Source organism: Pseudomonas sp. DW-iso17 (assembly GCF_058725345.1).
The window spans coordinates 43,583-54,715 of sequence record NZ_JBZXEA010000018.1 but is presented as its reverse complement, the minus strand read 5'-3'; the positions used below and the strand labels follow the sequence as shown (position 1 = coordinate 54,715).

The window sequence follows — 11,133 nt, the reverse complement described above, 5'->3', positions numbered from 1 at the left end:
GCGGGCAGATCACGAAGCCTTTGGCGCCGTTGGCGGCCAGGCTGTCGATGGCCGACAAGGTCTTTTCGCCATCGGGCACGGCGATCTTGATCACGGTGAAACCATGCTCCTTGCCGGCTTTTTCCGCGAATGCCCACTCCGTTTGAAACCAGGGTTCCTCGGCCTGCTTGACCAGAAAACCGATCTTCACTTCTTCAGCCGATACCCAGCCGCAGAACGCCATCGCCAGTGCCACGGCACCGAGTGTTTGCTTGAACATGGACCACCTCCTTCTTGTTATTGAAAAACGCTTTAGTCGTGGTACATCACAGACCGCCCGCCATCGATCATCAGGCAAGTGGCGTTGATAAAGGGCGCCTCGTCGGTCGCCAGGAACAGTGCTGTCATGGCCACTTCGATGGGCTGGCCAATGCGTTTGGGCGGGTGCAGGTCGAACGCACGCTGGCGTTCGGCGTGGGGGTCAGGGAAACCGTTCCAGTAGTCGACGTTGAGCTGGGTTTCGATATAGCCGGGGGCGATGGCATTCACGCGGATGCCTTTGGGCGCGTACTCGATACCCAGGGCACGGGTTAGGCCGAGCAGGCCGTGCTTGGCGACAGGGTAAGGAAAGCAACCGGGAATGATGTGGCTGGAATGGGTGGACGCGATATTGATGATGTTGCCGATACCTTGCTCGATCATGTGCGGCAACACCGAGCGGCAGCCGTACCAGGCACCGTCGAGGTCGATGGCGAAACAGCGGCGCCAGTCCTCGTCGCTCATCTCCAGCGGGTCACCGAACACGTTGACGCCGGCACAGTTGACCAGCACATCCACACGGCCAAAGCGCTCGATGGCCAGGTTGACCAATGCCTGCCACTGATCCTTGGAAGTGATATCAACCGCGTGGGCGTAAACCTGCGCACCGTGTTCGCGCCAATGAGCGGCGATCTTCTCGACTTTGTCGCCCTGGATATCGGCAATGATCAACCGCGCCTGCTGGGCCTGGAAACAGGCAACGATGGCTTCGCCAATGCCTTGGGCGGCGCCAGTGACGATCACCACCTTGTTCTTCAGCCGCTCGCCGTAAGTCGGCTCGGGCACGGCGGGTAGGGACAACGGTTGCGCCTGCATCGCTTCACCTTTTTATTTTTTGTAGTGAGTGCTGATGCTGGCGACTATAAACCCATCGTCTGAAATATCTCAATATATAAATTATCGTCCCATATAATGGGCGGCGCTTGAAAAAATGTGGGAGCGGGCTTGCTCGCGAAGGCGGTCTGTCAGTTAAAGCATGTGCTGACTGATACACCGCATTCGCGAGCAAGCCCGCTCCCACATTCGATCTTTAGTGACTATACGAAAGAGGTTTCAGCCCAGGGCGAAGTCGCGCAGGGCATCGCCTTCCATGCGATAACGTACCCATTCTTCCTGAGGCTGGGCGCCGATGGATTTGTAGAAGGCAATCGCTGGCTCGTTCCAGTCCAGCACGCTCCATTCAAAGCGCCCGCAACCATTGTCAAAGGCGATCTTGGCCAAGTGGCGCAACAACTTCTTGCCCGCCCCGCCGCCGCGTTGCTCCGGGTTGATGTACAGGTCTTCGAGGTACAGGCAGTTACTGCCCAGCCACGTCGAGTAACTGAAAAAGAACACCGCAAAGCCAATCGGCAAGCCGTCGCGCAAGCAGATCAGGCCATGGGCCGTGGCGCCTTCGCTGAAGAGGCTGCGCTCGATGTCCACCACGCTGGCGATCACTTCATGCCGAGCTTTCTCGTACTCGGCAAGTTCAGTGATAAAGGTCAGGATCTGCGCAGCATCGCTGGGCACGGCGGGGCGAATCTCGATGGTCATGGGCGAGCCTTGGGCAAATTCAAAGGCCACATACTAAGACGGTTTGATGGCCGTTTGCAGTGCAATTGATGCCGACGAGCGCGTTTCACTCCGGCGCGGGGTGATGCAAGCATCAGCAACCACAGAACAAAGCCTGCGCACGCCCATGGTAAACAATGAGCATAAATCCAACGATCAGAGACCTGCTCATGCACGCTACGCCACCCGTGGGCACGAAGACATTCGCGCTGTTCTGCCTCGCCAGTTTTCTGTTGTCGCTGTCTTACGGCTCGACCTTTTTGTTGTCACTGCTGATCCATGCCCGTGGCGGTAATGAACACGACGCGGGCAGTGTCATTGCCACGGCGATGCTCAGCACCTTTGTAGCGGTCGTGCTTTCCGGGCATCTGGCTGACGCGCTGGGCGCGGCGCGGGCCATTGCAAGCACCGGCGTATTGTTGGTGGTGGCCTGCCTGGGGTTTGCCCTGACGCCAGGGTTTGGCCAAGGCTTGATGCTGTTTGGATTGTCTCTTGGTTTGGGCTGGGGCGTGTTTTATACCCTGGGCCCGATCATCGTGACGCTGCTGGTGGAACCGCGCCAGCGGGCCAAATATTTCGCCTTGCTCTCGGGCAGTATGTTGAGCGGCATAGGTTCCGGCCCTTTGCTGGGACGCGCCGCCACTGCGCTGGACCTGCCCCTGACAACCGCGTTCTATATCGCCGGGCTCGCCAGCCTCGCCGGGGTGGTGATGTTCTGGCGCATGGGCACTCGGTTGCGACAGCACGCGAATGTGCCAACCGCCAGGATTTCCTGGCGCGCAAGCCGCCGCGTCCTGTCTTCCAAGGCGGCGTTCGCGATCCTGATGGTCGGACTGGGCGGCTGCGTATTCGGGGGGCTGTCTTCGTTCCAGACCAGCTATGCCGTGGCCCATAAGCTGGACTATTCACTGTTCTTCGCGGGCTTCCTGACAGCGGCTATTACCAGCCGCCTGCTGATCGCCGGTTTCGTGGTCAAGCGCGATGCGTACCAGGCTGCCTGCGTGTTATCCGGGGTAATGTTCGGCGCGATCGCGCTGTTCGCGTTTGGTGTCAGCGGCAACCTCAGTTATGTGCTCGCCGCCGCCACGCTAGGGATCGGGTATGGCCTGACGTATTCGGTGATCAACGGCCTGGTGGCCAACGAAGCGCCCAGCGGCACCACTTCTCAGGCGTTGTTGCTGTTCAGCCTGGCGTACTTTATCGGCGTCTTCGGGTTTCCCTGGCTCGCAGGCAAGATCATCGTCGACTTCGGCCTTGCGACAATGATGCTGAGCGTACTGGTGATCGCCGCACTCAATTGGGCGATCACGGTGGCGCGCTTGATAGCGCGTCGGGTATCGGCACACAAAGTGATACAGGTGAGCTGATACCGTTCGTCGCCATCCCGGCACGATCAGCAATCGCGGGCAGACCAATACAGGGTAAGGACATTAATTATATGGAGACACCCTGATGAAACATTCCAAATTTGCTGCCCTCGCCCTCACCGGCTTGTTGTCTGCCGCGTCCTTGAGCGCCTTCGCGGCTAGCTCGACCACTGGCCCCACCGATCCAACGCCGGACGCCACTACCGAATCGCAAAAATCCATGGGCACCGGCATGGACACCAACGGCGGCGCGATCATCGACAACAGCGCTGACCCGCGCACCAAAGGCAACGACACCCAGCGCCAGGCACCGGCGGCCGTGGGCAACGGCAAGATGGGCCCTGGCACGAGCAACAATGAGCCGAAGATCAACAAGGGCGACGACTCGAACATCCCCGGCGCGCAGAAACAACCAGCGCCTTGATGCCCCCTTGGTACGACCAACGCCCGACCATTTCCCAGTGAAGAGGTACGCATGAACGTCGATAGAAACCTTGAAAAAGAAGTCCTCACCCGCCTGCTGCACGCCCACCCGCAAGGCTTGGGCAAGGAGGTGCTGGACAATTACCGCGGTGAAAAAGAGGTCGCCAGTGTCTTGGCGTTCCTGCAGGACCGCGGGCTGATCAAGGATGGGCATGTGACCACCGACGACGCCGGCGAATACGCGTTGAACCTGCCGATCAAGCTCACCGCTTCGGGTGTGGATGAGGCGCGCAAGCTCGACGCTCAAAGCACTGAGTAATCCATTTCTGGCCTGGCCCCGCGACCGGGGCCAGAAGGAGTTTTAGCGATGCCTCGTGGAAGCAAAGCCAAATACACCGACGAACAGAAACGCAAGGCCGCTCATATCGAAGACAGTTATGAGCACAAGGGACTGCCCAAGGACGAGGCCGAAGCCCGCGCCTGGGCCACCGTGAACAAACAGTCTGGCGGTGGTGAAAGAGCCGGCGGATCAGGTCGAGGCAAGGCGCCGGCCAAGAAGGCCCAGGACCGGCAGGAATCGGCCAAGCGTGCCGCTGCCAGCCGTGAAGGCCACCCACGCAGCAGTGGGGCTTCGCTGGGTACGCAGACCAAGGAAAGTTTGATGAAAGAAGCGCGGGAAAAGAATATTCCGGGACGCTCGACCATGCGTAAAGATGAGTTGATCCAGGCCCTGAAAAAAGCCGGTTAAACGCAGGACCCCTTGTGGGAGCGGGCTTGCTCGCTCCCACAGGGTTGTGCGTATTTATTCAGCCAGCAATGCGTCGACTTCGGTGACGCCAGGTGAGGTGGCCGGCCCCCAGCGGGTTACCGCCAATGCCGCCGCTGCGTTCGCTCGACGCGCCGCCTCAACGGGTTTCAAGCCCTTCGCCAACCCGGCAATAAATACCCCTGCATGCGCATCCCCCGCACCATTGCTGTCCACCGCCTTAACCTTGAAGCCAGGTACATGCTCAGTCTGTGCCCCACGCCCTACCCAGCAACCATTTGGCCCATCACGCACAACCAGCAGTGCCTGCACGTGCTGACTCAGCATGGGCAGCGCCTGACTCATATCCGCCGCCCCGGTAAACGCGAGGGCTTCAGGGCCATTGCTGGTCCAGATGTCGATACGCGGCAACAACGCGCGCATCAACGCCGAGTCCGGCGCCTTGACCAGCGGGCCTGGGTCGAACACCACCACGATCTCTCGCGGCAGCGCCAGCAGCCAGTCAAGCAACGGCTGTGCCTTACCTTCAAGCAGCAAGCTGTAGCCACTGACGTACACGTAATCATCAACACGCGGGACGATCTGGGCCAAGTCGTCGGCGCTCAGCTCACCCTCGGCGCCGAGATGGGAAATGAAGGTGCGTTCGGTGCTCGCTTCAGTCAGCGACACGCACAACCCGGTATCTTTGCCAGCGCTGGCCGCCAAGGTCATTTCAATACCTTCGGCCTGCATCGCGGCGCGCGCCAGCTCGCCAAAGCGCCCATCGCCATGGCGACCCAGGTAAACCACCGGCAACCCATTGCGCCGCGCCGCAGCCATTACGTTGAAACCGCCACCGACCTGGAAACTGGCGGAGTTGGCCAGCACGTCACCGCCGCTTGCCGGCAGGGTGTCGAGGCCCATGACCAGGTCGACAATGACCTGGCCGGTATGCAGCAATCTAGACATTGGCGCTCTCTGCTAAAGCAGGACGACGGTCAGCCGCGCCGCCCAGTACTGCATATAGTCCGCCGGCTACCAGGAAGGTCACGATCCAGCCCAGGCCGTTATGGCCCAGCCAGGAGTCGGACAACGGCCCGGCAAACCAGATGTTTTCGGCGGTGGTGCCGATGGTGGTGAAGCTGAACCCCAGCACAATGGCCACGGCCCAGGCGCCAAATGCACGCCACTCCACACCGCCGCGATACCAGTAGGCACTGCTGGGGCTGACGTCCAGCAGGTCGGTGGGGCTGTAGTAATGACGGTGAATCAAGTCGACCACGAAGATCCCGACCCACGCCGTAATCGGCACCGCCAGCAGCGAAATGAAGGTGATGAACGGGCCATAGAAGCTGTCGGCGATCAGCATGAAATAGATGGAGCCAGCAAAGATCGCGACGATATCGACAATCACCGCGTGCACGCGCTTGACCTTCAAACCCAAGGTCAACGTCGTCAGACCGGCCGAATACACCGACAGGTTGTTTGACAGCAACAGCCCGCCGAACGCGGTGATCAGGTAAGGCACCGCCATCCAGGTCGGCAGCATGTCGCGGATTGCGATGATCGGATCGGTGGCCGACGCCAGGTCGTTGTTACCCACCGACAGCAGGCCGCCCAGGGTAATCAGCAACACCAGCGGAATACCCGCGCCAAAAGCGGCGCTGGCCACCAGGCGTACAGCCTTGACGCTGCGGTGCTGGTAGCGCGACATATCGGCACCGGCGTTGGCCCAACCAATGCCGGTGCCGGCGGCCATGGTGCCTACGCCAATGATCATCGCGCTCAACGGCGCCGGGGTGGCGTTGAACACCGCACTCCAGTCGATGGTGGCGCACAGAAAGCCGCCCACCAGAATGTTCAGGCCGCCGAATACGTAGGTCGCCCACTTCTGGATCACCAACAACGTGGCGTGGCCGAGGCCCGATACGGCCAGGGTCAGCAGCACGAAGATGGCAATGAAGATAAGGGTGAGCAGCGGCGCGCTCTTGGCCTCCACTGCCGAGCCGAACAGGATAGAGCTCAACGACAACAACACGAAGGCTGCGGTGGTGGTGTTGACGGTTTCCCAACCCAGGCGCGACATCAGCGACACCAAGGTCGGGCCGATATTGCCGCGCACGCCGAAGATGGCGCGGGACAAGGTCAGGCTGGGCGCGCGACCACGGCGACCGGCAATGGAGATAATGCCAACCACGGCAAAGGAACCAGCGGCGCCAAGAATCGCGACGATGATCGCCTGCCAGATGGCCAAGCCACGAAACGCCACCAGCGTTGCACCAAGGGGCAAACCGAGGATGCTGATATTGGCCGCGAACCACACCCAGAACAGTTGCAGCGGATGGCCGTTGCACTCACCTTCCGGGACCGGCTCGATGCCGCGTGTTTCCAGTTGCCCGGCGCTTTGGCCGGAAGAGGGACTGCTCATGAAAGGGTGCTCCTGGTGCCTGTATTGTTGTGGTTGTGGCAGCGAGTCGAATCTTTATCCAGTCTTCCTGACTCAACGCTTTTGAATGTGGGAGCTGGCTTGCCTGCGATTGCGGTGGGGCAACCCGCCCAGCGGCCACTGGAAAACCGCTATCGCAGGCAAGCCAGCTCCCACATCAGATTTGTGTTTATCGCAAGGCCAACAACCCTTGGACCAAGGGTTGCACATCCAATCCATTGATCCGCTTGACCTGTTCAACCAACGCCTCAGGCCAGCACTGCATGCCCAGGCACGCCCCCAGCATGGCGCCGAGGATCGCGGCAATGGTGTCGGTGTCGCCGCCCAGGCTGGCCGCCAGGCACAGGGCTTCGAAGGCATTCATATCACCTGACGCCACTTGCTGGGCCAAGGCAAACGAGACCACCACCGATTCCTGGGAAGCCACCGAAGTACCGATCAACTCGTAAAGCAGGTCGGCAAACAACGCTTTGTCGCCGCTGCCGACGCTCAAGGTGCGAGCCCAACTGATGCGGGTAGAAATGCGTCCGCCCGCGATCCAGTGACCATGGCTTTCAGCCTGTCGGGCAATCTGGGTGCCGATATTCAGGGCTTCCCCCAGGTCCACGCCATTGATGCCTGCCGAGACCACCGCCGCCACGGCCGCAGCGCTGGAAATACCCAGGCTGGTGTTATGCGTGACCTGGCACGCCTGGATCACCGCCTGGACAAACCGCCCCGGGTCGCCAACATCGGCGGCGATGCCCACCGGGGTGATGCGCATGGCCGCGCCATTGGTAGTGCCGTAGCGCCCGGATTCTTCCGGGGTATGGCCGGCGAGGATCATGTCGATCGCGCGCTTGGTGGACGGCCCGAGCAAGTCCTGGGAACCCTTGGCGCGCATCCCCGCTTCCCAGTCGATCAGGCGCTGGGCAAGCACGGCGGGCTCGATCTGGCCCTGGCCTTGCACCAGTAACTCGGCAACCAGGATGGCTTGTTCGGTGTCATCGGTGATGGAACCGGCAGGCATGTTGGGCGCAATGGGCTGGTCCGCGTCGGCGTCTTCCAAGGCGGTGATAGCACCGAAGCGCTGTTGAACCTGCTCGCGGCTCAAGGATTGGGTGGGCATGCCCAAGGCATCGCCCAGGGCCAGGCCATAAAAGGCGCCAAGTGCGCGATTTTTTCGGGTCATTTCGACGCTCCAAACTGCAGATGCAGGCGAAAGTGCAGCGGGTCAAGCAGGCTTTCGACATGCTCCATGAAACGCTCGCGACGATCATAGGTGGTGCGCGACGCCTTGAGAAATACCGTACCGCTGGGGCGCCCGAGTAATTCGGCGTCTTCATCACTCAGGGGTTCGGCACCGATCCACTGGTCGCCGTCGGCCCCGACGTAGCCGTAGGCGGCCAGTGTGATGGTCAGGGAATTATCGATCAGCCCAATGTGGGGCAGGTTTTCCAGGTCGCCAACGGCCGGCATCAACGAGCGTTCCAGCGACACCGCTATACCGTCAGCCGTGCGCCGGAGGCGGTCGAGGGTAATGAACTGGTCGGTGCCGAAACGGCTGAACAGATCCGGGCGCGTCACGGTCTCGAAACGCAGGGTATCGGTGCTTACTTGGGCCCCCGTATCGGCCAGGGCCTGGGCCCAACCGCTGCGTTGGTCCAACACCATGCCGTCAAAGGTGACAATCGAACCGACGCCGCTTTGGGTGGCGATGTAGTTGCGACGCTTGAGCTCGGCCAGCGCCTCGCGCAGCGTGCCCCGGCTGACCGCAAACTCCTCGGCCAGTTGGTGCTCGCCCGGCAATAGGAAACCGTCGGCCATGACGCCACCTTCGATACGGCGGATGAGCTCATCGACGACGCGTTTTTTCTTATCAAATCGAACATGTCTAATCATGTACAAATTGATAACCGAAAGCGCACGTTTACCGCAAGAGGATTATTTCAGGCTGAAGACAAAAACCGCCTCAGGGCTCCAGGCCGATGGGGAAAAACTCCCCGCCGCTCCAGACACCAAGCCAGTTCTGACCGTTGATCGGACGGCTCACCGCCAGCTCCACCAACTGGTAAAAAACGTTGCGATGCACGAGGGCTTCGAGGTTGGTGCGAACGCGCACATAGGGGGCGGGTTCCTGGGTGATGGGGTCGGTCACCACCCGCAGCGGGTGTTCGAGGCCTGCCTCGAGCTGTTCGTCGACGTTGGTGGTAAAGCGCAATACCTGGCTTTCGCCCTGCCCTTGCACATCCAGGGTCACTGCGACAAACGGCGCATCATCCACACGGATGCCGACCTTCTCCACGGGCGTCACCAGGAAATAATCATCGCCATCGCGGCGGATGATGTTGGAGAACAGCTTGACCATCGGCTTTCGCCCGATGGGTGTGCCCTGGTAGAACCAGGTGCCATCGCGGGCGATGCGCATGTCGATATTGCCGCAGAAATCCGGGTTCCACAGATGCACCGGTGCCGGCCCCTTGCCCTTGGGCAGTTGGGCCAATAAATCATTGGCCTTGGCGGAATCGGTCATGGCGGGCTCCTCTGTCTTACTGATCACTCATACCCAGCAAACCGCGGGCGTATTGCGCCAGGGGGCGGGCGATCAAATCTTGTGGCGATGTGTCGTGGAACGTCAGTAAACCGCCACGACTGCGAATACGTGCAGTATCAATCAAATACTGGGTGCTGGTCTCGATCAACATGACTTGGATCACCCCGGTGTCCAAGCCAAGACGGTCCAGGGCTTGTTGGTCGGTCCACTCGTCGGCGTTGCCGATACGGTCATCGGCTGCCGCAAAGCGGCAATACAGCAGGTAATGAGCACCGGCGGCACGGGCTTCGGTCATGGCCTGTTCAAGACCTTCCGGCTGGCGGGCGCGACGCACCATGGGGAAATATTCGACGAAGCCATTGAAGGCTTCCTCGGCCACCACATTGGGCCGCGGGTAGGCGCTGCCCGGCGGCACGAAGGCGCCTTGGGCGATAAACACAAAGGAGTCCGGCTGTATGCGCACCGAGGCAGTACGGCGCGTATCGCTGTGATCGAGCAGTCCGGCATCGCTCATCTGATAGCGGGTGCCTTCGGCCATATCACTGACGGTCATGCAACCACCCAGGGCCAATGACGCCAGCAGCAAAACCAGACTACGCATCCTAATCCTCCAGAGGCCGGTGACAGGAAACCGGCGAATGGGGCGTGGGATGCAGAATCCGCGCCAGTCAGCTGCGCTACAAATCAAATGTGTGAACCCGCAATATCTACCTTAGCCACCAATGATCTTCATGATCGTGGCACCGCCGGAGAACGCCACTTCCTGCTTGTCGGCCAAGGCTTTCATCAACAAGCCCTGCAACGCTGGCAACGCTTGATGGCGCGGCTGATCGAGCAAGTCACCGACATAATGGCGATTGCTGGACGACAGGCAGCCATGCAGCCAACCAGTAGAGGACAACCGCAACCGCGAACAGGTGCGGCAGAACGGTACGCTCTCGTTGGCGATCACACCGAAGAAGCCCTTGCCCGGCACTTCGTAGCGTACCGCCGTCGCATCGACGGGTGCGTTGGCTTGCAGGTATTCGTGTTGCTCGCCGATCAAGCTGAGCAGCTGTTGCAAGCTGACAAACTGTTGCAGGAACGCGTTGGAGTCTTTGGCCAGGTGCCCCATGCGCATCAGTTCGATAAAGCGCAGCTCGTAGCCTCGCGCCAGGCAGTAATCGAGCAGCGGCATCACCTGGTCCAGGTTCTGGCCGCGCAACGGCACCATATTGACCTTGATCTTGATCCCGGCAGCACTGGCCTGGTCCATGCCATCGAGCACGGTGGCCAGGTCGCCGCCACGGGCGATGCTGCGGAAAGCGTCGGCATCCAGCGTGTCGAGGGAGACATTGATGCGTCGGATACCAGCGGCCACCAGCAACGGCAGTTTACGCGCCAGCAGTTGGCCATTGGTGGTCAGACTGATGTCGCTCAGGCCCATCTGCCCTACCGCCCCCATGAAGGCTTCCAACTTGGGGCTGACCAACGGCTCACCGCCGGTAATGCGCAAGCGCTCGATACCCGCCGCTTCTATCAGGTAAGCCACGCCTCGGGCCATGGCCTCGGCCGACAGTTCATCCTGGGCAGCCACCAGCCGCTTGCCGTCAGGCACGCAATAGGTACACGCATAATTGCAGGCTGAAGTCAGGCTGATCCGCAAATTGCGAAAACGCCTGCCTTGACGATCAACGATCATGGATCACTCCGGCAGAGGATAATTCGGGCGCGCTAAAAGCTGACTCATAACTCAGCTTTTAGCAAGGTCCTTGCCTGAGTATATTCCTGG

Annotated in this window: 13 protein-coding genes and 1 pseudogene; 4 read left to right on the top strand and 10 right to left on the bottom strand. The window is 60.6% G+C overall.

Features of this window, described 5'->3' with window-relative positions; all coding sequences use genetic code 11:
* The 3 genes and pseudogenes from AC4PS6_RS14200 to AC4PS6_RS14190 all read right to left on the bottom strand — a co-directional run.
* A pseudogene (locus AC4PS6_RS14200) lies at positions 1 to 259 on the bottom strand (arabinose ABC transporter substrate-binding protein); the annotation flags it as partial.
* Between the two features lie 32 nt (positions 260 to 291).
* On the bottom strand, positions 292 to 1,113 hold the full coding sequence (locus AC4PS6_RS14195; RefSeq protein ID WP_020301897.1) for an SDR family oxidoreductase: 822 nt from the start codon (positions 1,111 to 1,113) through the stop codon (positions 292 to 294).
* Between the two features lie 237 nt (positions 1,114 to 1,350).
* Positions 1,351 to 1,830: a GNAT family N-acetyltransferase gene (locus AC4PS6_RS14190; RefSeq protein WP_010208407.1), complete on the bottom strand. Its 480-nt coding sequence runs from the start codon at positions 1,828 to 1,830 to the stop codon at positions 1,351 to 1,353.
* 188 nt (positions 1,831 to 2,018) lie between these two features.
* On the opposite strand from AC4PS6_RS14190, the gene AC4PS6_RS14185 reads away from it, so the two are divergent.
* The 4 genes from AC4PS6_RS14185 to AC4PS6_RS14170 all read left to right on the top strand — a co-directional run bounded on the left by AC4PS6_RS14185 (position 2,019) and on the right by AC4PS6_RS14170 (position 4,386).
* Complete coding sequence (locus tag AC4PS6_RS14185) at positions 2,019 to 3,215, top strand: MFS transporter (protein ID WP_020301898.1); 1,197 nt, start codon at positions 2,019 to 2,021, stop codon at positions 3,213 to 3,215.
* Between the two features lie 85 nt (positions 3,216 to 3,300).
* The gene (locus AC4PS6_RS14180; protein WP_020301899.1) at positions 3,301 to 3,639 is read left to right on the top strand and encodes a hypothetical protein; all 339 of its coding nucleotides are present in this window, start codon (positions 3,301 to 3,303) and stop codon (positions 3,637 to 3,639) included.
* Between the two features lie 51 nt (positions 3,640 to 3,690).
* The gene (locus tag AC4PS6_RS14175) at positions 3,691 to 3,957 is read left to right on the top strand and encodes a hypothetical protein (protein ID WP_014719548.1); all 267 of its coding nucleotides are present in this window, start codon (positions 3,691 to 3,693) and stop codon (positions 3,955 to 3,957) included.
* 48 nt (positions 3,958 to 4,005) lie between these two features.
* Positions 4,006 to 4,386, top strand: coding sequence for a Rho termination factor N-terminal domain-containing protein (locus AC4PS6_RS14170; RefSeq protein WP_073845374.1), 381 nt, complete (start codon positions 4,006 to 4,008; stop codon positions 4,384 to 4,386).
* 54 nt (positions 4,387 to 4,440) lie between these two features.
* On the opposite strand, the gene AC4PS6_RS14165 is transcribed toward AC4PS6_RS14170, so the two are convergent.
* From AC4PS6_RS14165 to AC4PS6_RS14135, 7 genes are all read right to left on the bottom strand, one after another.
* Positions 4,441 to 5,352 carry a PfkB family carbohydrate kinase gene (locus AC4PS6_RS14165; RefSeq protein ID WP_072435755.1) on the bottom strand — a complete coding sequence of 304 codons (912 nt, stop codon included), beginning with the start codon at positions 5,350 to 5,352 and terminating at the stop codon, positions 4,441 to 4,443.
* The gene (locus AC4PS6_RS14160) at positions 5,345 to 6,811 is read right to left on the bottom strand and encodes a purine-cytosine permease family protein (RefSeq protein ID WP_014719551.1); all 1,467 of its coding nucleotides are present in this window, start codon (positions 6,809 to 6,811) and stop codon (positions 5,345 to 5,347) included. The genes AC4PS6_RS14165 and AC4PS6_RS14160 overlap by 8 nt, the downstream gene beginning before the upstream one ends.
* A 187-nt stretch (positions 6,812 to 6,998) precedes the next feature.
* On the bottom strand, positions 6,999 to 8,000 hold the full coding sequence (locus AC4PS6_RS14155; protein ID WP_336827428.1) for an ADP-ribosylglycohydrolase family protein: 1,002 nt from the start codon (positions 7,998 to 8,000) through the stop codon (positions 6,999 to 7,001).
* The gene (locus AC4PS6_RS14150; RefSeq protein ID WP_014719553.1) at positions 7,997 to 8,710 is read right to left on the bottom strand and encodes a GntR family transcriptional regulator; all 714 of its coding nucleotides are present in this window, start codon (positions 8,708 to 8,710) and stop codon (positions 7,997 to 7,999) included. Before AC4PS6_RS14150 ends, AC4PS6_RS14155 begins: the two co-directional genes overlap by 4 nt.
* 70 nt (positions 8,711 to 8,780) lie before the next feature.
* The gene (locus AC4PS6_RS14145; protein ID WP_014719554.1) at positions 8,781 to 9,341 is read right to left on the bottom strand and encodes a DUF1285 domain-containing protein; all 561 of its coding nucleotides are present in this window, start codon (positions 9,339 to 9,341) and stop codon (positions 8,781 to 8,783) included.
* 16 nt (positions 9,342 to 9,357) lie between these two features.
* Positions 9,358 to 9,963, bottom strand: a complete 606-nt coding sequence (locus AC4PS6_RS14140) for a DUF4823 domain-containing protein (RefSeq protein ID WP_020301718.1) — start codon at positions 9,961 to 9,963, stop codon at positions 9,358 to 9,360.
* 111 nt (positions 9,964 to 10,074) lie between these two features.
* Positions 10,075 to 11,043: a GTP 3',8-cyclase MoaA gene (locus AC4PS6_RS14135; RefSeq protein WP_019817203.1), complete on the bottom strand. Its 969-nt coding sequence runs from the start codon at positions 11,041 to 11,043 to the stop codon at positions 10,075 to 10,077.
* Positions 11,044 to 11,133: the final 90 nt, after the last annotated feature.

Bases quoted from the DNA above. Each gene is read 5' to 3' on its own strand.
- AC4PS6_RS14150 (WP_014719553.1), bottom strand. From the start codon at position 8,710: ATGATTAGACATGTTCGATTTGATAAGAAAAAACGCGTCGTCGATGAG.
- AC4PS6_RS14175 (WP_014719548.1), top strand. From the start codon at position 3,691: ATGAACGTCGATAGAAACCTTGAAAAAGAAGTCCTCACCCGCCTGCTG.
- AC4PS6_RS14190 (WP_010208407.1), bottom strand. From the start codon at position 1,830: ATGACCATCGAGATTCGCCCCGCCGTGCCCAGCGATGCTGCGCAGATC.
- AC4PS6_RS14180 (WP_020301899.1), top strand. From the start codon at position 3,301: ATGAAACATTCCAAATTTGCTGCCCTCGCCCTCACCGGCTTGTTGTCT.
- AC4PS6_RS14165 (WP_072435755.1), bottom strand. From the start codon at position 5,352: ATGTCTAGATTGCTGCATACCGGCCAGGTCATTGTCGACCTGGTCATG.
- AC4PS6_RS14140 (WP_020301718.1), bottom strand. From the start codon at position 9,963: ATGCGTAGTCTGGTTTTGCTGCTGGCGTCATTGGCCCTGGGTGGTTGC.
- AC4PS6_RS14155 (WP_336827428.1), bottom strand. From the start codon at position 8,000: ATGACCCGAAAAAATCGCGCACTTGGCGCCTTTTATGGCCTGGCCCTG.
- AC4PS6_RS14195 (WP_020301897.1), bottom strand. From the start codon at position 1,113: ATGCAGGCGCAACCGTTGTCCCTACCCGCCGTGCCCGAGCCGACTTAC.
- AC4PS6_RS14170 (WP_073845374.1), top strand. From the start codon at position 4,006: ATGCCTCGTGGAAGCAAAGCCAAATACACCGACGAACAGAAACGCAAG.
- AC4PS6_RS14160 (WP_014719551.1), bottom strand. From the start codon at position 6,811: ATGAGCAGTCCCTCTTCCGGCCAAAGCGCCGGGCAACTGGAAACACGC.
- AC4PS6_RS14185 (WP_020301898.1), top strand. From the start codon at position 2,019: ATGCACGCTACGCCACCCGTGGGCACGAAGACATTCGCGCTGTTCTGC.
- AC4PS6_RS14135 (WP_019817203.1), bottom strand. From the start codon at position 11,043: ATGATCGTTGATCGTCAAGGCAGGCGTTTTCGCAATTTGCGGATCAGC.
- AC4PS6_RS14145 (WP_014719554.1), bottom strand. From the start codon at position 9,341: ATGACCGATTCCGCCAAGGCCAATGATTTATTGGCCCAACTGCCCAAG.